The 20,890-nt window shown below is 40.4% G+C and carries 19 protein-coding genes; 11 read left to right on the top strand and 8 right to left on the bottom strand.

Features of this window, described 5'->3' with window-relative positions; all coding sequences use genetic code 11:
- Positions 1-14: 14 nt before the first annotated feature.
- From IW510_RS17135 to mscL, 3 genes are all read right to left on the bottom strand, one after another.
- Positions 15-1,265, bottom strand: coding sequence for a lipase (locus IW510_RS17135; RefSeq protein WP_202061720.1), 1,251 nt, complete (start codon positions 1,263-1,265; stop codon positions 15-17).
- A gap of 3 nt (positions 1,266-1,268) precedes the next feature.
- Entirely contained in the window at positions 1,269-1,673 is a 405-nt protein-coding gene (locus tag IW510_RS17130; protein ID WP_202061718.1) for a hypothetical protein, read from the bottom strand.
- A 451-nt stretch (positions 1,674-2,124) separates the two neighbouring features.
- Positions 2,125-2,523 carry a large conductance mechanosensitive channel protein MscL gene (gene mscL, locus IW510_RS17125; RefSeq protein WP_202061716.1) on the bottom strand — a complete coding sequence of 133 codons (399 nt, stop codon included), beginning with the start codon at positions 2,521-2,523 and terminating at the stop codon, positions 2,125-2,127.
- A 203-nt stretch (positions 2,524-2,726) separates the two neighbouring features.
- Here mscL and yfmF point away from each other — a divergent pair, with 203 nt between their 5' ends.
- The 5 genes from yfmF (at position 2,727) to pgsA (ending at position 7,834) form a co-directional block, all read left to right on the top strand.
- Positions 2,727-3,989 carry an EF-P 5-aminopentanol modification-associated protein YfmF gene (gene yfmF / locus IW510_RS17120; RefSeq protein ID WP_202061714.1) on the top strand — a complete coding sequence of 421 codons (1,263 nt, stop codon included), beginning with the start codon at positions 2,727-2,729 and terminating at the stop codon, positions 3,987-3,989.
- Positions 3,989-5,281, top strand: coding sequence for an EF-P 5-aminopentanol modification-associated protein YfmH (gene yfmH / locus IW510_RS17115; RefSeq protein WP_202061712.1), 1,293 nt, complete (start codon positions 3,989-3,991; stop codon positions 5,279-5,281). The genes yfmF and yfmH overlap by 1 nt, the downstream gene beginning before the upstream one ends.
- A 107-nt stretch (positions 5,282-5,388) precedes the next feature.
- Entirely contained in the window at positions 5,389-6,111 is a 723-nt protein-coding gene (ymfI, locus tag IW510_RS17110; protein WP_202061711.1) for an elongation factor P 5-aminopentanone reductase, read from the top strand.
- Between the two features lie 31 nt (positions 6,112-6,142).
- Positions 6,143-7,027 carry a helix-turn-helix domain-containing protein gene (locus IW510_RS21615; RefSeq protein WP_202061710.1) on the top strand — a complete coding sequence of 295 codons (885 nt, stop codon included), beginning with the start codon at positions 6,143-6,145 and terminating at the stop codon, positions 7,025-7,027.
- A gap of 228 nt (positions 7,028-7,255) precedes the next feature.
- Entirely contained in the window at positions 7,256-7,834 is a 579-nt protein-coding gene (gene pgsA / locus IW510_RS17100; protein WP_202061709.1) for a CDP-diacylglycerol--glycerol-3-phosphate 3-phosphatidyltransferase, read from the top strand.
- A 131-nt stretch (positions 7,835-7,965) separates the two neighbouring features.
- On the opposite strand, the gene IW510_RS17095 is transcribed toward pgsA, so the two are convergent.
- The 4 genes from IW510_RS17095 to IW510_RS17080 form a co-directional block, all read right to left on the bottom strand.
- Entirely contained in the window at positions 7,966-9,495 is a 1,530-nt protein-coding gene (locus IW510_RS17095; protein ID WP_202061708.1) for a DUF1958 domain-containing protein, read from the bottom strand.
- Positions 9,496-9,509: 14 nt separating this feature from the next.
- Positions 9,510-11,582, bottom strand: coding sequence for a hypothetical protein (locus tag IW510_RS17090; protein WP_202061707.1), 2,073 nt, complete (start codon positions 11,580-11,582; stop codon positions 9,510-9,512).
- Entirely contained in the window at positions 11,579-13,261 is a 1,683-nt protein-coding gene (locus tag IW510_RS17085) for a molecular chaperone HscC (protein ID WP_236674794.1), read from the bottom strand. The genes IW510_RS17090 and IW510_RS17085 overlap by 4 nt, the downstream gene beginning before the upstream one ends.
- 179 nt (positions 13,262-13,440) lie before the next feature.
- Positions 13,441-13,860, bottom strand: a complete 420-nt coding sequence (locus IW510_RS17080; RefSeq protein ID WP_202061705.1) for a DUF3788 family protein — start codon at positions 13,858-13,860, stop codon at positions 13,441-13,443.
- 241 nt (positions 13,861-14,101) lie between these two features.
- On the opposite strand from IW510_RS17080, the gene IW510_RS17075 reads away from it, so the two are divergent.
- The 5 genes from IW510_RS17075 (at position 14,102) to IW510_RS17055 (ending at position 18,914) form a co-directional block, all read left to right on the top strand.
- Positions 14,102-14,980 carry a VOC family protein gene (locus tag IW510_RS17075; RefSeq protein ID WP_202061703.1) on the top strand — a complete coding sequence of 293 codons (879 nt, stop codon included), beginning with the start codon at positions 14,102-14,104 and terminating at the stop codon, positions 14,978-14,980.
- Positions 14,981-15,751: 771 nt separating this feature from the next.
- Complete coding sequence (locus tag IW510_RS17070; protein ID WP_202061701.1) at positions 15,752-17,467, top strand: patatin-like phospholipase family protein; 1,716 nt, start codon at positions 15,752-15,754, stop codon at positions 17,465-17,467.
- Positions 17,437-17,655, top strand: a complete 219-nt coding sequence (locus IW510_RS17065) for a YdbC family protein (protein ID WP_202061699.1) — start codon at positions 17,437-17,439, stop codon at positions 17,653-17,655. The genes IW510_RS17070 and IW510_RS17065 overlap by 31 nt, the downstream gene beginning before the upstream one ends.
- 16 nt (positions 17,656-17,671) lie before the next feature.
- Positions 17,672-18,556, top strand: a complete 885-nt coding sequence (locus tag IW510_RS17060) for a YicC/YloC family endoribonuclease (RefSeq protein WP_202061697.1) — start codon at positions 17,672-17,674, stop codon at positions 18,554-18,556.
- Between the two features lie 70 nt (positions 18,557-18,626).
- Positions 18,627-18,914 (top strand): hypothetical protein, encoded by a 288-nt coding sequence (locus IW510_RS17055; RefSeq protein WP_202061695.1) that lies wholly within the window; start codon positions 18,627-18,629, stop codon positions 18,912-18,914.
- Between the two features lie 66 nt (positions 18,915-18,980).
- Here IW510_RS17055 and IW510_RS17050 read toward each other — a convergent pair whose 3' ends face one another.
- Positions 18,981-19,781, bottom strand: coding sequence for a phosphotransferase (locus IW510_RS17050; protein WP_202061693.1), 801 nt, complete (start codon positions 19,779-19,781; stop codon positions 18,981-18,983).
- 307 nt (positions 19,782-20,088) lie between these two features.
- Here IW510_RS17050 and IW510_RS17045 point away from each other — a divergent pair, with 307 nt between their 5' ends.
- Positions 20,089-20,841: a helix-turn-helix domain-containing protein gene (locus IW510_RS17045; RefSeq protein WP_202061691.1), complete on the top strand. Its 753-nt coding sequence runs from the start codon at positions 20,089-20,091 to the stop codon at positions 20,839-20,841.
- Positions 20,842-20,890: the final 49 nt, after the last annotated feature.

Genomic DNA, 20,890 nt, shown 5'->3' with positions numbered 1-20,890 from the left:
TTCCTTTACAGTTATTATGCTTGAAACTGCGTTGCTAATTCTTGATCAACGGATAACAGCTTTTCAATACTTCCGTGAATTTCTGATTTGAGCGTATCACAGCTGCTTGCAATCTCTCTGTACTCAGCGATTTTCGATTCATTTCTTTCTCTAGGCTGATCGGAAATGATTGTTTTACTGACACCCATAGATTCGAGTGCTTCCAGTATTTCAGATTCACTTAAATCAGGACCTAATGTTCTTCCTGCATCCAACGATTTTTGCCAAGCTTGTTCTGCTTTTTCTGTTTGTTGATGAAGGAAGCTTTCCACTTCTGAAAACGTCGCATTGACTGTATTCATTTGTGCATTTAGAACAAGAAGCGCTTCACTGCTGTCTAGGAAAATAGCTTCATTAGTAGATAAACCGCCACCGCTTTTCGTCAATTTATCTCGCAGAGATTTCATCCAAGACTGTGTACTGTTTAGAATGCCCAGCATTTGCTGCTTATCATTCTCCGCCCGTTTCTTAATCGCTTTTTCGTTGAATTCATTGTCAGGAATCAACAATCGTCCTGTTTTTTTATCAAAATCCCACATACCAAGACTATGGTATGCGCCAACTCGATCGGCTAATGTTCCATCCTTTTCCACATCAATAATAATGGCAAAATCTCGACCGGCAACTAGAGCGCCTCCGATAACATCATACCTATTCCGATAATTATAAAACATTCCTGGATTGTCTTCCGCCCATTTTTTCGCATCTTTTGACATCATACTTCCTGCATAAGGTCCATTGAAACCCACATTCATCCACTTGTTTTCTGCGGCAATAAAAAAAGCCAAACTTTCGCCTAAAGAATGACCAGTTGTTGTAATTGTTGCAAATGGATACTGATTTCTGATAGATTCTGCAAATCGTTGAGCAGTGACAGACTGTGCATCCACAGAGTCGGTTGGTCCAAACAAATGAAACGAATGGAGTTCCTCGAGTCCCAAACCAACTGTTTGTGCATCTGTCGCTATATCTAAACTATCAGATTGATTCGTTCCTGCATAGGCAATCACGACCTGTGAGGTATCTGGTTTTCCATTAACAATTGGGGCAACGGCCATTGCCTGCATGCCGTTTTCTGAGTTGGTTTCAATATCAAGAATTTTATATTCAATTCCTGCTAGTTTTCTAATAGCTCCTGGTTTCATTGTTGGATCGTACTTGTCATGTTTTGGGTCTAACCAGTAAACCCTGTCGCTAAGCCTATTATAAGAATGTTCTGTACTCAAAACCTAAATCTCTCCCTTAACGCCATTAGAATATGTAACCAAAACTTTGCTTTTTGTTTCTCCTTCTTTTTGAATATCTCTGTTTTCTATCCCATAGTCTTGTAATTCTGTGTCTTTATTCATAAACCCAATACTAAATTTTACAGAGCTTCCTTCAATAGTAGTCATTTTAACAATCATATTATATGAATCAGTTGTACTATTATATATTGTTTCCGAAAATTCTATTGATTTAATTTCTGAAAAAGTATTTTTAATTGCTAGCACAGCAGTTTTTTCTGATTCATATATATCTGTATTTTTTGGTATATTATTTTCCTTTGACCATGTATCCATATAAATTTTTCCTCCTACTCCAATTATTACCATAGTCATAATTCCTAATATTATAGTAATTCGTTTATTCATTATGTCCTCCAGAACAAAAGATAATCAATTGATTATATCATAATAATAAATATTTTTATCAAAAAAATCCTAAATAGCGTTATTTAATTTACACTTTTCCATAAGATTAAACTAGGTCATCCATCACAATTAGTTAATCGAAAAGATAGTATAAGCTAACCGTTTCCTATGCACTGTCTTAATAACAAGTAAAAACTGTCTCACGGTAAAGAACACCATGGGACAGTTTCTTATATCGCGCATGAGCTAAGTGACTCATTCTGCTTTTCTAATTGTCTAACTACATGAGCTAGACTTTTCGGTAAATAGATAAATCCACTGTTAAGATAAAACTCATCTTATCAGTGGATTTCCTAATTGTTGTGAAACACAACGAAGCATGAGTTGATGTTAAGCAGTACCTAATTGGTTACTCAAAGTCTAATCAAGCTCATGTAGCTTTTCCATTCACCTAGTCTTTTTTATTTTGTTCAGCAAGCAGGTCACGGATTTCTGCCAGGTAGTCTTCTGCTGTTGGGTCTGCTTCTTTTTCTTCTTCCGGTTTTTTCATCTTGTTCGCTGCTTTTACAATCAGGAATAAAACGAATGCTGTAATAACAAATGTAATAATAGCACTGATGACAGAGCCGACATTAAAATCCACACCTTGAACCTTGAAGACCATAGAACCGAACGCATCGTCTGCACTTGATTTTCCGGTAACCATCACAATAATTAAGCTGACGATAGGTGTAATAAGCCCCTCGACCACCTTTGTAACGATGGCTGTAAATGCACTACCTATAACGACCCCGACGGCTAGATCAAGGACATTTCCCCTCATCATAAAATCTTTAAATTCTTTGAACATGTAATTCCCTCCTCTATATATTTCAGTATACTCAAAATTAGAATAATTTTAAACGAAAAAAGTTTGAGCGTCTAAAAGTATGGAAAGCTATGCTATAATTATTAGGAGTTGCAGAATGTTAAAAAAGTCTTTAAATCCTTTGGGTTAATTGAATTTCAAAGGAATATTGATTACTATAAAACCACAAAGAAAGGGTTGAGAAAATGTCAGTTAAATTAGCTAAAGGTGTTAATCTGCATGTTCTTCCGACTGAAAAATATAAAACCATACGTATCTTTATACGTTTCAATACATTATTGGATCGAGAAACTATTACCAAAAGAACCCTTTTAACCAGCTTGCTGGAGACGAACAGTCTTCATTATCCAACTCAGACACAGATGAGTGAAAAACTAGCTGAGCTATACGGTGCCAGCTTTGGCTTGAATGTAAACAAGAAGGGAAATCTGCATTGGCTGAATTTGTCAATGAGTATTGTGAATGATAAATATTTGAAAGATTCGACTGTTTTGGAAGAGTCTGTTGCCTTCATCAAAGAAGTTCTTTTCTACCCAAATATTACAGAGGGATATTTTGATCAAGAGACCTTTGATCGAGAAAAGGAGAACACGGCTGCTTACCTGCAAAGCGTAAGCGAAGATAAGCAGGCTTATGCTGCTCTCTCACTGCAAAATCTTTATTTTAGTGATTCAGAGGATCAGAAAATTCCAAGCTTTGGTACATTAGAGGATTTACAAAAGGAAACGGCTGAAAGTTTAGCTGCTTACCACCACAAAATGATGGCAGAGGACCAAATCGATATTTTCGTTTTAGGTGATGTTGAAGAGGAGCGAATTCATGCCCTATTCTCTGAGCTGCCGTTTACTGATCGTGAAGAAGGAATCGGAGAAATATTCTATCGTCATACAATCGATAACATTATCAAAGAACGCTCTGAGAGAGAGAAGCTGGCGCAGTCCAAGCTAAATATCGGTTACGATACAAATGTATTCTATGGAGAATCTTCTTACTTTGCGTTGCAGTTGTTCAATGGAATTTTCGGTGGGTTTCCGCATTCTAAGCTCTTTATGAATGTTCGCGAAAAAGAAAATTTGGCCTATTATGCATCCAGTAATGTAGATACGTTCCGAGGAATGTTGAGTGTGCAGACAGGTATCGATGGAAAAAATCGTGAAAAGGTTCTGCGTCTGGTTTCCGAGGAGCTGGAAAATATCCGTCAGGGGAAAATTTCAGACGAAGAGCTGCAGCAAACAAAAGCAATGCTGAAAAACCAATACCTGTTGTCTCTTGATAACGCAGGGGCTGTGTTGGAATCTGCCTATACAGCGTTTCTACTGCCGGACACCTATTTGAAGCCGGAGGAATGGATTCGTCGTATGGAGGCTGTCACTGTTCATGATATCCAGAAAGTAGCAAAACAAGTGACCATGCAGGCGATTTTCTTTTTGGAAGGGGGAGCAGAATAATGGAGAAAAAAATGTATCCTCAAATCAATGAAGTGCTTTACACAGAGGTTTTAGAGAATGGTTTAACCGTTTATCTGCTACCGAAAAATGATTACCATAAAACCTATGGCTTATTTACGACGAATTATGGCTCAATTGACAATGAGTTTGTTCCACTTGGCAAATCAGAGTTCACTCGAGTGCCGGATGGGATTGCTCACTTCTTAGAGCATAAAATGTTTGAAAAAGAAGATGGCGATGTGTTTCAGGCCTTTGGTCGTCAGGGAGCTTCTGCGAATGCTTTTACCAGCTTCACGAAGACAAGTTACCTTTTCTCAACAACTGACCAAGTAGAAAAAAATCTTGAAACGTTATTGGATTTTGTACAAGCACCTTATTTTACAGAAGAAACGGTAGAGAAGGAAAAAGGAATTATTGGGCAGGAAATTCAAATGTATCGGGATGACTCAGATTGGCGTCTGTTTTTCGGTATTCTGGGCAATCTGTATCCTAAACATCCACTGCATATTGATATCGCAGGAACGGTGGAAAGCATTGATGAAATCACTGCAGAGGATTTATATACCTGTTATCATACGTTCTATCATCCAAGTAATATGACTCTATTTGTAGTTGGTAAAATGGATCCGGAAGAAATGATGGCGTTTATTCGTCAGAATCAAGGAGAAAAATCGTTTGAAGCAGCAGCACCAATTAAGCGTCATTTTCCTGAAGAAACCGTTGAGGAAATTGTTCGTGAAAGCTCGATTACGATGCCCGTACAACGGAAAAAAGTGCTGGTTGGTCTAAAAGGATTGGACGAGGTACCTGAAGAGGGAGCCGCTCTTTTAAAATATAAAACAGCGATGAATCTCTTCTTACAGCTGCTGTTTGGGAACACTTCTCAAAATTATTTAAACCTTTATAACGCCGGCTTGCTTGATGATAGCTTCAGCTATGAATTCAGTTTGGATCGCAGCTTCCATTTTGCCGATTTTGGCGGCGACAGTGATCAGCCGGAAAAATTGGCGGAAGCCATTGAAGAAATTTTGCTTGGCTATGAAGACAGTGCAGAAATGACAGAAGAAAATTTAAGTTTATTGAAAAAGAAAATGATTGGCAAGCATTTCCAATCGTTGAATTCTTTAGAATATATTGCAAATCAATTTTCACAATCTTTATTTGGCGATGTGACCTTGTTTGATATGCTGTCGGTCATCGATAGTATCCAACTTGCTGACATCAAAGAGGCTGCTAAGACATTTGTGAAGAAAGAAGGCTTGAGCCGCTTCTATATTTCTCCTGAGAAATAGGAATAAACCTGTACAAGGCGAGTGAAAAAAATTATTTGTGAGCTGGAAGATTGTTTATTCCAGCTCCGTTGTTTGTTGCTGACTACTAGACAATCAAGGAGCGAATCATGAAGAATGCGTTGATTATGGGGGCAAGCGGCGGAATTGGTGCGGCTATTGCCGAGGAGCTTGCAGCGCAAGGCTGGTCCCTGTATTGTCATTATCATAAAAACAAAGAAAAAGTAGAGAATTTGGTAAGAAACTTTCAAAATTGTTATCCTCAGCAAGATTTTTTTATGGTATCCTTAGATATGTTGGACGAAGCAGTATTACCAACCTTTTTCAAGCAATTATTTCAGGTTGATGCAGTGGTTTTCGCCAGTGGATTTACTCGCTATGGACTATTAACGGACCAGACGGAATCAGATATCGACAGTCTGTTGACCATCCATTTGAAAACCCCCTTATTGATTTGTCAGGAGTTGCAGAAAAAATTGAGCCGAAGCGGACATGGACGGATTGTTTTTATCGGATCGGTGTATGGCCAGTATGGCAGCAGCATGGAAGCTGTGTATAGCGGTGTAAAGGGCGGACAGGAAGCTTTTGTCCGAGCCTATAGCAAAGAAGTAGCGAGCTTGGGTATTACAGTGAACACTGTGGCACCGGGAGCCGTAGCAACCGCAATGAATCAACAATGGACAGAAACTGAGAAACGACAAATAGAAGAACGAGCAGCAATCGGAAGAATGGCTCACCCGGCAGAAGTCGCCGGAGCCGCCGCTTTTTTACTTTCCGATCAGGCAGCATATATAACTGGAGCGACCATTCCTATCAATGGGGGATGGTATTGAGGAAATTAGATAGACTGGAGAAGATGAACAAGTGGCCAGTGTGAATATAGGAAAAAAATTAAGAGAAGCACGACTACAAATGAATATGTCGTTGGACGAGCTGCAGCAAATTACGAAGATTCAAAAGCGCTACTTGATGGCAATCGAAGAGAATAATTTTGATTCCATGCCTGGTACATTTTATGTTCGTGCATTTATTCGTCAATATGCCAGTGCAGTGAATCTTGATGGGGAAGAGCTCATCAATTATTTTGACGGAAAAGATTTGCCGGAGGATGTTGAATTAGCCGCGCAGTATAAGGATTTGGAAGAATCGCGGATTCAAATATATGAGGAAGAACATGAGAGTCGGTTATTTAAAAGCTTACCGGCAATCATTCTTTCGCTATTTGGTCTCGCAATCGTTGTGGTTGTGTTCTATGCTATGTGGCAGGATCAAAAAGCAAACCCAATGATTGATGTTCCTGAATCAACTGTAACGATTGAACGAATTTCTGATTCAAGTATGACAAGTGAAAGCAGTTCTTCGACAACTGTGAGCTCAACAGTAGAAAGCTCGACGGTTGAAAGCAGCGCAGAGCCGACAGCAACGGTAGCTTACGTCAACGAAGAGAACCGTCTAGTTAATATGACAGCGACGGACGTGGCTGCTCCTGCGAAATTCACCTTTACGGCAACGACAGGGAACTCATGGGCAGGTGTCATCATCAATGGCGCCTATGTCTTCCAGTATACGGTGCCTGCCGGTCAGACTCAGGAGTTTGAGCTTCCTGCCGGTACAACAGCTGTAACAATTGCACTGGGCGCTTCGGAGTATATGGACATGAAGCTGAATGGCCAACCGGTTATTTTCAACCCGAATGATACCGGAATTGGTGAGCGAAACATTGTATTTACCATTACCTATAAACAGTAAAAAGTTGTTTAACGGACAATGCTTGAGGAGACCAGTGCTAAAGTGTGCTGTCTCTTCGGTGTACCATTAATTTGGTTTTAGGGGACTAAGGCATATGAATGTCACAGTCCCTCTTTTCGTTTGTTCATTATTCAGCTGTAACATGGACGTTTTTTATTTTTTGAAGGGTTTATCGTGACAGTGAATAGTGAATAACGTAAAATAGGATAGGAAAGTGAGGAATGAAAGTTGAATTTACCTAATAAATTAACTGTACTTAGAATTTTTATGATTCCGATATTTATCATTGTTGTCAGTGTCTCGATGGACTGGGGAACAGTCACGGTGGGGGATACAACGCTTGAAATTACACAATTGGTTGGTGCCGTTATTTTTGCCATAGCCAGTATCACTGATTGGCTGGACGGAAAAATTGCTCGAGCACGAGGCTTGGTGACAAACTTTGGGAAATTTGCTGATCCGTTGGCGGATAAAATGCTGGTTATGACCGCTTTTATCATGCTGGTTGGTCAAGGAAAAGCACCGGCATGGGTCGTTGCAATTATTGTGTGTCGTGAGCTGGCGGTAACAGGTCTGCGCTTGTTATTGGTTGAGGGCGGCGAAGTGATGGCAGCAGCATGGCCAGGCAAGGTCAAAACTGCCACGCAAATGGTGGCAATCATCTTATTACTTATTAACAATATTCCATTCAACCTGCTAGGCATACCTATGGCAGACATCATGCTCTATGCATGTCTAATCTTTACGATTTACTCAGGTGTAGATTACTTTGCTAAAAATGCAGAGGTATTTAAAGGATCGATGTAAAGGAAAAAACTGGACTACCGCTCTTATTGAGTGGTGGTTCAGTTTTTTCTATTTGTCTAGCTTCATGAGTCAGCTCACTTGACGATAAGCTAAACGACTCATTCTACTTTTCTTAATTTTAATCTAGTTATCTAAAAAGGCAGCCAAGGACCTATTATGAACGTAACAGCTGCGATAGCAACAGCACCCAATAGAAGAATAACACCGGTAAAAAAGGCACCTTGTCTGTTGGCAGTAGCTTTTCTTCTGGTTTGCCGTGATTTGCTGCTAGTTGTTCTTGAAAATAGTAATAATAATAAGGATAGGAGCAAGGCAACACCTGCTGTTGCATATTCCTTCCATGAGCTCTTCACTTTACCCACTAGGGACGAGCTGTTTTTTCCAGCAGCTGTTTCCTCTTCTTTTTCTTCTTCCTTCACCTGATAGCTCACACTTGGCGCAGGAACACTGGGGGAAACCTCAGTTAACTGATTAGAAAGAATCAACTGTTGATTGTCTGATAGAATGTATTCCGGCTGTGTGCCATTTCGCAGCAAGCCATAAAGCTCTTGTCCCAAAATGACTTCGGTACCGTTGATTACCTGTGTGCCGGCTTCAAGCAGCCGCTTATATTCAAAATTAGTAAAGCCGTAATCAAACAGTGCATTACCAAAAGCATGCCGTTGATTTTCTCCCTCACCGTCATCCCAATCACCCACACCTAAAACGACCTCAATCAAGCGTAAATCACCTCTTTGAGCAGTGGCTGCATAATTATAGGCACCTTCAGGACTAGCACCGGTCTTTAGTCCGTCCTCTCCTTCATAGCCAAAAAGTCCGCCGGGGATAGATTTATTTGAGTTCTCCAATACCTGTGCATACTCGGTATTTTCCATCACTGTCACTTGAAACTTATTGGTATATTCCAGAACATCGGGATGATCCTTCAATAAGTGATAAAACATTAATGCCAAGTCTCTTGCTGTTGAAACGTTGTCTGCTTCAGGATCGATTCCTTCCGGTGCATAATAGCCATTAAAGGCACTGGCAGCTGCTCCGCTTGGATTGTAGAAGGTTGTATTCGTCATTCCCAGCTGTGCCGCCTTGGTATTCATCATGCTGATAAAGGCCGCTGCATCGTTATTAGAGACCAAGTTAGCCAGCATGACGGTTGCTGCATTGGAAGAAGCAAGAGTTGTCATATACAAAAGGTCTGTAACAGAATAGGCAACACCGGCAACAATAGGTGAGTTGCTGAGTTCATAGATTTGTGAAATTGCTTCATCAGAAGCTGTTGCAGTAACCGGCATATCTAATGCCAGCTTGCCCTCTTTGATGGCATCGAACAACAGATAGACAGTCATCATTTTGGCGATACTGGCCGGATACCAAGTAAGATCAGCCTGATCCTCCCAGACCACTTGCCCGGAGTTGGCTTCAATCACAATAGTTGCTGCGGGACGATAATAGTCATCTACGGCATATCCGGCATTTCTTGCCAGTGCCATAATATCCTCCGGTATTTGAGGTGTTACAGCTTCTTGTGACTGTTGAACGGTTTCTGAGAGTGCTGTAGAGGTTCCTTCCTCAGCGAATGCCGTAGAGAAAGGACTGATAAGAGCTGCTGCCAATGAAAAAAGCATACTGAATCGGCCAACAGCGCGTATTTGTTTATTTTGCATGATTACTCCTTTTTCTAGTAAGAATTTAAAATATCAGCCATCGGTACAGTTTCACCGTAGGCCTCCAATGTCGGAATCTCCTCTGAGATCCAGTGTTCGCCATAAATACAATGAAGTCTGTTCTCTTCATCAAAGGCAAAATACAGGAAATCCTCCTGTTCATTGGTTAGTACATAGACTATCTCATTATAGTCCATATACACCTGATATAACCAGCCATTTCGGAATTTTTCCGGAATCGGAAGCTTTATATTTCTTTCCATAGTCATTCTTAAGGTTGGCGAAAAGTAAACACCGTAATTTTCCAAGGCTGCCGCTCTGTCTTCCGCGAATAAGTACTCCTTGAGGAACAGCACCAGAATGTCTGCTTTTTCGACATGCGTGAAATCAATCAGCCCCTGCAATTCTTCTTCCGGCAATTGTGTCCAATCATCACCATATACAGCTGTAATCGTATAATTGGTTTCATCTACCGTAATTACATAAAGAAAGTTGTCTTGGTGGTAAATACTGATGTAGCGAAGCATTTCCTGCCCGTCCAGTTGTGAATAGTAGGAGAAGTCGTCACTGTCATAGTTCAGTTGAGCGTTAGCTTTTCGTGTGTCAAACTCAGCTTTAAGTGCTTCGGTGGCAAATAAGTCCTCTACATTGACTTCATCCTCTGAATATAATGCCTGTGTCAGCGTGCGTGCTGCTTCAGTTTTTTTCAGTGTTGCGCGTGCGGATTCTAGTAGATTATTTTTGAAAGACTCATTATTTGACTGAATTTGCTGTTGGATAATATCCATATCCACTTTTGTCGGTTTTTTAGAGGTATTTGTCAATCCGCCAATAAAACTGAAAATAGCAAGGCCTGCAATTGCTGCTATGAAAATATTGCGAATCATGTTGTTTTGAGCAGCCTGTTTATTTTTGTATTGCTCAGTTTGCGTGTTCAAGTGGCGGTTCAGCTGCTGCAGCTCTTGCCGTTCTATATCAGGAAGCTGTCTTCTAATGTTATTGTATCTTTTTAGTCGAGAAAGTCGTTCATCTCGAGAAAGCCTCTTCCATACTGTAAAGGCGTCAGTATAGTGTTTTTGTTGGAAAAGCATCTCTTCATAAAGCCGATAGAATAACGGTTTAGGAACAAGTAATTGCTCTGTTGTCCATTCCGACTTTTGTGATGGCGGCTGCTCGCTTTTTTCAATTACCAGTGCGTAATAATCCTGTAGGAACAGGATTGTTTGGTTGTTCTTATCTAAGCTGGCTGCTTCATTCAGCCAGACCTTGACTTGTTGTTGTTCACTGTCAGACAGCGTTGCGTCATTTTTATCGGTTAATAATTTCAGTAGAAGCAATGCATAGATATCTGTATCCTTTTTTGTCACCGCGAAGCATTCATCAATGCTCTGACTAAAGGGATCGCCGGCATAAATATGACTGCTTGTCAGCAGCTGGTAGGCCCTGTATCTTGAAGCGAAGTACTGTTCCCGCGTATGTTGCGGGATATCTGTCCAAATATCAAACGAAAAGGACGGAGCCTGTTCAATCGTAGGTAAATAATGCAGAAACTCATGTGAAATATATCTTGGCTGAGTGGTCTGTACGTCCAGATTTTCCAAATCAAACAGTGCAATCAGGTAGTTGATAACCTGTCTGGATAACCAGCGAAAATTATTAAGAAGAAACAGCTGGATTAAATATTGATTTTCCCAATACTCCTCTATGCCCCAATCAAATATTTGTTCAGTCAAATCCTCCCATAGTGATAAATCATCAAAATAGGCTTGTCCTTGCTGAATTTTTTTCAATTCGATAGAGAAAACCTTTAGCTCGTTCCAATCCGAATAAGCGGTATCTGAATCAAGCGTCGCATCGAATGCTATAGGCTGTTCTTTTGTTGATTCCAACGATTCGTGAGCTGCCTGTGTGGGCTCCGCTGCTCCAGAGCGGGCATAGGCGAGAGCTGTATCAAAGGCGGTTTTCAATTCTTGAAATTCATCTAGCTGTTGATCGATGGTCAGTGTTTTCAACTTTGCAGCATAGGCCTGCTTGATTTTTTTGATATCTGAGGTAGGATCAATCGCTAGAACCTGCCAAATGTTCATGTCCATTGCTCCTCTTCCATTGCATTCAGTTGTTGCAGCAGCTTAACGGATAGGCGTTTTGTTTCCAAATCATCTTGCTGTTCCAAGGTTTGCTGGAATTCTAGAATTAGGCGCTGGATATACTGCCGCTTGTCACCTAACGCTTCGGTATAGGCACGCTCAAGCTTGGCCAGCAATAAGCGATTTTCCGCGCGATCCCTCGGATGGATTTTCAAGTCCTCCATCTTTTGCAGACTTTCCTGCAGCTGCTCCGCATTTAATTTCCCAGGATGACTTTCAATAATTAGTTGATTTTCGTTTCCTTCCACATCCGTAACAATCACTTCAAGCACACCATTGGAATCATAGGTGAAGCGACAATCAACGGGTGTGTCTGCCGGTCTTGGCGGCAGCTTAAGTGCCAGCTCACCGATTTTCAAGTTGTTTTTAACCATCGGATGTTCGCCCTGGTAAACAGAGAACAACACCTCTTTTTGATTGTCCTTCAAGGTTAAGAAGGTTTTGATTTTGCTGACAGGAATTGTCGTATTTCGTTCGATAATCGGCTCAAACACACCGGTAATAAACCCGTTTGGCCCTTGACTGACAACATCTACCCCTAAGCTATGGGCACAGACGTCGGTCATCATCAGTTCATTGACCATCTCCTGTTGTGTCTTCAAGGCAGCTTGAATGCCGGCGCCCTGTCCGACTGCTTCATCCGGATTAATCTGTGTATAAGGAATAATTTTCATTAACCGTGAAAAATAATTCTTAATCGATGGATTCTTTGTGGCGCCGCCGATTAAAATCATTTGGTCGATACTTTTACTATCGATACGCCCGTCATTCAGCACCCGCCCGATAGGCTGCCTCATTCTTTTCAGTAAGGGCAGACAAAGTTGTTCATAATCTTGAACAGTCAATTCATAGTCAAAGACTGCTTGTTCATTTTCAAAGGAAAAACTACTTTTCTCTTTTGAGGAAAGCTCGATTTTCAACCGTTCTGCCTTTTTATAGATGACTGCTTGTGTTTCTGCAGACAATAGCTGCTCTGCCAAGTCATTTTTCCTCAGGCAATCTTGGATAATTACCTGTGTGAAGTCTTCTCCTCCCAGCTGATTATCGCCGGAAATGGCTTCTACCTGCATGACTCCGGAGAACATTTCCAATAAAGAAACATCAAAGGTTCCGCCACCCAAATCAATCACAAGGATCGATTGGTCGACATCTTTATGAAGGCCATAAGCCAAGGCTGCTGCGGTTGGTTCACTGACCAAATTTTGAACATCCAGACCTGCTAACTTCGCGGCTTCGATGGTTGCTTCTCTTTCAATATTGTTGAAATATGCCGGAACGCTAATTACAGCTTCTGTGCATGGTTTTTTCAGATATTCTTCTGCGTCCTCTTTTAAGCTTTTCAGAACTAAAGAAGACAGTTCGGTTGGAGAGAAGGAATGAGCCTCCAATTGATATTGTTTTTGTGTGCCCATGAATCGCTTGAAAGCAGCTGCCGTCAATTGCGGATGACTAATCAGTCGCTCCTTGGCAATCTCACCAATAAGGATTTTCCCATCATCATCCACCCCAACAACAGAAGGTGTTAATACTTTTCCAAAGCGGTTGGGAATCAGCTTAATCTGATCGCCATCCCAAAAAGAAACTACGCTATTTGATGTACCTAAATCAATTCCAATCATTTTTATACTCCCTTTTTTATAACATATACTCCTATTCTAGCGGAAAAAAGAAGCGAGGGGGATGTTTTTTTGATTTTAAATAAAAATTTTTTTCATTTTGGACAAAAATGAAAAAGCAGGAAAAAGCGCTTGTTTAGCACAAGTCCTCTTTTCTGCTTCTATCTATTGTGAATCTCTCTCTATTTCAGTTTGTAAGGAAGCAACAGTAACAGCTCTTCCAGCTCCTTTTCGCCGTGTACATCCACAAGGATACTCCGTCCTTCTGCATAGCTGGTGGCTGCTGCAACCTTCTCCTTCAATTCAGTTGGTATCGATTCGCTGTTCAACAGGTCAGTGACCACTTTTTCGCCTAAAACAATTGTTGCTCGAAAATGATTTTCACAGGGCTGTCTGTAAAGAAGTACTCGTTTTTTTTGCGCATTAATCCATGTCCAGCCGGCTTTTTTTGTTGGGAATTTCCAATAGCCAACAGCTTCGGGACATTGTTCAAGCAATGTCTGGTCTGTTTTCTCCCATAATGAGAATGTATCTCCTAGGGTTGCAATTAGCTCGTTATGTTCAGGCTGTCTCTCTTTGTTGTTAAAGTAGCTGATAGTCATTTGATATCCTCCTTGCGTCTTTAAGGTAATCGTTCATTTATTGCTAGCTTACAGGTTATTTCTAACTACGTAATTTCGTAATAGTAGTGACTTGAAAGGTGATTAATCTATTAATTATAGCGTTTTCTTTTATGATGTACCATTCATTTTTTTGGTAGAAGTGGTTATAGGCAAAAATATTGTACTTACTAAAAGTAAGTTGTATAGTAATAGTAGTTCATTTAATCAAGGAGGAGAGCAGATGAAAACACAAGTATTTTCTATCGACCAAGCTGTACATACAGGAGCTGTAAGTCTAAAAACAGCAGAATTGGATAAGCAAATTGAATTTTATACCGCCATCATTGGCTTAGATATACTTAGCAGAGGGCAAGATCAGGTAGTACTAGGTATCAAGGAAATAGGGGCTGAACTGTTGTTTCTGAGAAAAATCATACCGGCAGATCCTCAAAAGCGGACGACAGGCCTATATCATACCGCTTTTTTATTACCGACGCGCAAGGATTTAGGGAACACGTTGTTTGCATTATTGAAAAAAGAAGCACCGATTATCGGCGCTTCGGATCATGGCTATAGTGAAGCGATTTATCTGGAAGATCCCGAAGGAAACGGCATTGAGATTTATCGTGACAAGCCAAAAAGCGACTGGGATATTCAGGCAGATGGGCGCATTGCGGGTATCACTGTTGAGATGGATGCGGAAGGAGTTTTAGCGAGCCGGGATGAAGCTACTGATAAATTTCCTGCAGGAACAGTCGTTGGCCACGTTCATTTAGCTGTCAGTGATTTAGCAAAAACAGAGCAATTTTATACCGAGATACTAGGCTTAGGCCTGAAGGATCAATTTGGCGCACAAGCGCGATTTTTTGCGGCCGGAGGGTACCATCATCATATTGGAACAAATGTATGGACCAGCAAAGACTTGCCTGCACCAGACGAACAAACTGTTGGGTTAGACTTCTTTACCTTACTGGTTCCCAACCAATCAGCTCTAGCTGAGCTGAAAGAGAATCTTGTGAGAGAAGGTGTGAAGGCGATGAAGGAAACTGAGGATACACTGGTATTGCTTGATCCAAATGGGCTTACTGTGAAAATAGAAGTGGAAAAACACGAACAATAGTGCGGAAGAAAACAGATTTATGAGTGAGCTTGGGATGATACTTAAATCCCAAGCTTGTTTTGTGCTTAAAGCCGAAAGGTGGTGTACCTAAAGCTGCATGCTGACATGTTTCGAGTGTCATGCTCTTTATTTGTCTCAGTCTCTTAAAATCTGGATAAACGGTGGGATTAGAAAAGCTTTACAAGTATCAAGCTTTGCCTCGAGGATTGGAACGAAGTGAAACCCGTAGAGAAGCTTGTAAGTTCGTGACGCTTTGTCTCGAGAATCGTCAGACTCGTAGAGACAGCAGCTGCAACACTACACTTCGTTCCGATCTCATCAAATGCTAGGCTCTAAAGAGCCAAGTCTTTGAAAGCCTTCGGAAATAAGCTGAAATTCTCTAAAATTTGTGGAACACCGAGTAGGAATCAATCAACATCGGAATGGAACATTCCGTGTGTCTTGTCATTTTCGTGAATTCCCTCTTATTTAGCTATTGCCTGTCTAAGGAACGACTGTTCACGAACAGTCAGCCTTTTTGCAAGTCGCATATCATTCCACTAAAGAATTTTGGATAAGTAGAACTGACATCTCGGAGTTAGACACTTCTGTCCCAACCTCCTTCGTCCAACCACACTTTTACCACGACCTTTTTGGTTTGAAGAGAATGGATGGTTAGAAATGAAAAGCAGCGTATTTCTTGCTATAATTGGGTGGAGTCTGCGTCAATTCTTCTCTAAGGATTAAGCGATGTGTTGACTCACTGAATTCGCTAAAGGAGTGATGGGTAAGATGAAGGCAATACAATTATATTCTTCAGACAGCTATGATTTTTTTTCTACTATTCAAAAAAGCCAGTTGGTTCTTCCTTTCTATGCTACGCATTCACAAGCACGTGAGTCACTTATCCATCAGTTGAAAGAGGGAATTGAGCCTGTCTATGTTGTGGTGAAGAAAAATCAGCCGCTGTTTTTTATAGCACTCGAAGAGAAAAAAATCATCAATCTACTGGCTATCGAAGCATCTGGTGTGACGTGGCAGCAGGTATTTGACGGCATTGAGCTAATTTATAAAAAAACATTTCAGTCCGAAGCCATTTTGCACTTTTCACAGGCACTTAGTGAGGCAGAGGACAATCGATTGATCCGTCATGGCTATACACGTTTGGGTCATACAGCAAGAAAGGTGCTTACCTATAACACAGCTCTTGTATTAGGTGGCGGTGGAGCCAGAGGTGCGTACCAAATTGGTGTCTGGCAGGCGTTGAAGGAGCTTGAAATTCCTATTCAAATCATTACAGGAACCTCCGTCGGGGCGCTAAATGGGGCGTTGATTGTCCAAGATGATTTCGAAGAGGCAAAGGACATGTGGGAGAAGATTGAAACGAAGAAAATCCTATCATTTCCAATGAAGGATAACACCCAAAATACCTTGCCGGATATGCTGAGGCAGTTGGCGTCCTTTACAGTTGCAGCAATCCAGTCGAAGGGTGTTTCAACGGAGCCGCTGCAGCAGCTGCTGGACGATACATTCTCCCAAGAAAAACTGGCACAGGCCAAGCAGCAGTTCTATCTGGTAACTACAGAACTACCGGGCGTCGTTGAAACAGTCATTCATTTTAATTCGTGTAAAAATAATCAGTGGAAGCAATGGCTGCTGGCGTCCTCTTCTTTTTTTCCTGCAATGGCAGCAGCACAGATTGACGGGAAATATTATATTGACGGCGGCTATCGAAACAATATTCCGGTAGACACAGCGGTTGCGAATGGTGCAACAGAATGTATCATTGTCGATGTGAAGGGGCCGGGGCTGACCAAGCATGTCGTTCTGCCAGATGGACAGAGCAGTATTGTCTTGAAGACACCGTGGTCCTTGGGAACTGTTCTATTATTTGATGGTGCGCGCTCGATTGTGAATATCAAGCTGGGGTATTTGGAAATGATGAAGGCACTGGAAAAATATTGCGGCTATTGGTACACTTTTGATGAAACATTATCTGAGATTCAAGCATTTCAGCAGCAGTTTTTCCGCTATCTAAAACGAGAATATCAGCTGTCTTTATGGAAAAATAGAGAAGAACGGAAAAAATTCTATCAGAAACTGCGTAAATATTATAAAGACAGGGTGTATGAAGAAAATATCAGCTTGGCATTACTAGAGCTGTTGGGAAAATCCGCAGCGATTCTTCCGGATCAGCTTTATACGTTTTCAGAGTTTATTGACCTATTAGCTGATCAAGCAGAAAAGCAAGACAAAGATACCTTCTCAGGGATGATCTCGGTTCAAGAGTGGCTTGGAAAATACTATGATGATTTTTTCCTATTGTCGGAGAAAAAACAGCTGCAATTAGTCGCAGACCTTTTGGCTGTTGATGTGCAGGAGAAACAAAAACGTCTTCAAGTATTACTTGAGCAGCTGCCGGTGATTACCTTGCAGGTGTTGATGAAAGAGTTTATAAAAGAAGGGAAAGAGAATAAGTGGCTCAAGAATTTTCATATGAAATCGTAGAAGAAATTGCTGTTCTTTCAGAAAATGCGAAAGGCTGGCGTAAAGAATTAAACTTGGTAAGCTGGAACGACCGTCCACCGAAATTTGATTTGCGGGACTGGGCACCGGAGCACGAAAAAATGGGTAAAGGAATTACATTAACAAACGAAGAATTTGAAACATTGCGCGAAACGTTGAAATCAATGTAGAAAGGACACCCTGTCAATGAAAAGTATGACTGGATTTGGAAAAGAAGTACTGCAGCATGAGACCTATCAGATTGATGTGGAGATTAAGACGGTCAATCACCGCTTTTTGGATATGCAGCTGCGAATGCCAAAAGAGGCAAACCCTTATGAATTGGCGATTCGCCAACTTATCAAGGAAAAGCTGCAACGAGGCCGAGTAGAGGTTTATGTCAATCTGCAAAAAAGCGGTGAAGGCAATAAAACCGTTCATATTCATTGGTCGTTAATTCATCAACTGCTGCAAAATATGGAGACCGAGCTGGTGGATAATTACGCCATTGAACAATTTGATCCGACGGCTAGTGTGAATCAATTATTGAACAATGCGGATTTCGTGGAGGTAGTTGAAGAAAAAACAGACGATACGCAGCTGGAAGCGTTGCTTTTGAAGGCTATCGAGACAGCGGTGGAGAAGGTTGATGACAGCCGACAGCAAGAAGGTGAGAAAATTAGACAGGTACTGCTTGAGTATAGTCAAGATTTTTCAACTAAAGTACAGAAGCTGATTTCTTTTACCGAGCTCTATGAGGCTGATTATAAAGAAAGATTTGAAGCAAAGCTGAAGGAGTGGCTGTCTGCCCATGTGGATGAGACACGTTTGCTGACGGAGATGGCGATTCTTCTGGAAAAAGGCGATATCCATGAAGAACTTGATCGGCTGTTGATACACATTGATAAGCTGAGTCAGCTGTTGACTCAGTCAGCTCCGGTAGGTCGAGAGCTGGATTTTCTGATACAGGAAATGAATCGGGAAGTAAACACCATCGGTTCCAAGTCCAGCCCAATTGAAATCAAAAACTATGTTGTTCAATTGAAGACGATTCTGGAAAAAATCCGTGAACAGATTCAAAATGTAGAATAAGGGTTATTTTTTCACCATTTTCTCTTTTAAGACTATAATGAGTATGTAGACTGATGAAGAGGTGAGCAGAATGGCAAAGTATTATGATGTAACATTCCATGAGTTAAGTGGTAAATCTGTTATTAAAAGAGAAATTCCATCTGAAAAAGCAGCGTTTGACATCTGGCAGGATGCTTGTGATTCGTATACTGAAGAGTATTTGAACATTCGGATTAACGAGGATAAATTCGTGCAGATGAACCGAAAATACATCGTTCGTATCGATGTAGAAGAGGTAGATGGACCAGCAGAAAAGCAGATAAAGCGCCATGATGAACTAATGGGTGTCGTCAACACATTGTCCAATATGGGATTTTAAAAATGAAACCTAGTCAAACACCAAGGAATGATTCCTTCGCAGTGTTTGACTAGGTTTTTTTGTGAATCATAAAACACCATATGAACTATTTTCTGATAAGTCATTAAACTTATTTCGATGAGACAACCAACTATCGTTATAGTTAGCCCAAATAATATTAATACGTTGAATTTCTTCTATATAAAATTTCTTATGCCCGTTTCGCTCCATCTCAATAAAGCGCTGATTATTTTTACTTATTTCATCATCAAACAGGCGAACCAATGCTTGAATTCTTTCAATTACTATAGGGAAAAAGTCTGTGTCCTTTGTATAATCGTACGCTTTAAGAAATAGTTTAATTAACTCCCGATACTCATTCTCTATATTTGTATCAATCAAAATAAATCTATATAAAGCATAAGCAATGTCCCATTCTCTTGGTGCTGGACAGATTGTATCAAAATCAATAATTCCCACTGCTTCAAACGCTTCAAAAGTTAAGTTGTAGGGTGCGAAATCATTATGACAAATAACATCTATTTCAAGAGAACCATTATAGCTAAGGAAGTACTGGTCTTCCTCTAAAATCGGAAAATTTTCTGTAGCGCTATGAAATGTTGCTAAAATCTTGGCAGCACTACTAATCATAATTACCTTTTTCTCAAACGGGATATTGGCAGCATCACTATGAATACTGTTTCCTTTTACATAAGATAAATGTATTTTGTCAGACGTTTCTCCCAAATATTTAGGAATATTCAAGTTATAAGGTTCCATGTAATTTAGGAAACGTTTCATAGTTTGACTGTTATAGGGTTTAGACTTATAAAGAGTGTTTCCCTTTTTAGTTATTGTCGACATATTTCCTTTTTCAAAATCATTCAATACTATTTCCCCCTTTATTTTTCTTCGAAACATACTACCCTTTTCTCTATTCTAACAAAATATTTTGAGGAAATGTTGTGCTTAATTTGACAACTCTAGTTGAGTAAAAGAATGGTTGTTTTTATGTACTACCTAGTATATAATTAGGATGCGTACTAGGTAGTACGAAGGAATAAAATACTAAATTGGTAACCGAAAATTAGACAAAAAGAGAAATAAACCGTGATATAAAACAACTCTCATAGTATTGGTATGTTTGAATATGGATATAAGACAAAGCAAATTAACAAATAAAGCGAGGAAAAATATGGAAAAACATGTGAATTTAGACGAATTGGATATTATGCTGGCGACTGAGGCAAGTGAAAGATGGGGATATAACAAGAACTATGTAAGACGCGAATACAACACACACCCTGAGTATTTTTTAAAAGGCAGCATTCGATTGTTTGGTACAGCATATATTATTACCCGTGAGGGCATGGAGCATTTAACCGGAATGACAGAAGACGAAGCAACGAAATGGGTAGTCTGGTGTGAAAAGGATACAGAGATTGATTTTTATAGAGGTTGTACATCTGAGATTAAATGTCGGAATTTCCTTAGCACGCTTTATTCTGAAGCTGTTAAGCAAGAAGATGTTACCATTCATTTTTCCAGTGAAGGCGGTCAGATTACCAGCATAAATATTCCAGGTAAAGGTCGATATTATTATGCGAAAAGAAAAATATTTAAGAAGCGCAAGCTTCGTATAGAAAAGGAAGGGGTCGCAGTTATGAATAAACGAATAGTTGATGTGAAAATTGAGTCTGAGCATGACATGCCGCATGGTAAAAGTGAACTGATTCTAGCGAAACTTAAGGAGTTTATTGGAGAAGATTATGATATAAAGCAGTTGAATCGTGCCATTCAAAAGTTTGGGCAACAAGAGGATGTTTTAGGAATAGGCGGGGGCTATCAATATAGCGCTATGCCGGAAAAGGATGGTATAGGCGGTTTTCGTGTATTTGCCATGTATGGGAATGTCCATTACCGTATAGAGCTGGAGGATGCAGTCTAAAGAAGGAAGTGCAACGTATGAAACTTTATTTTTCATACGTTGCCAAGTC

This window comes from Enterococcus sp. BWR-S5, from assembly GCF_016745255.1.
Taxonomy (GTDB): Bacteria; Bacillota; Bacilli; order Lactobacillales; family Enterococcaceae; genus Enterococcus_L.
Note: the sequence above shows the minus strand (reverse complement) of the source record. Positions and strands in the feature narration are given on the sequence as shown.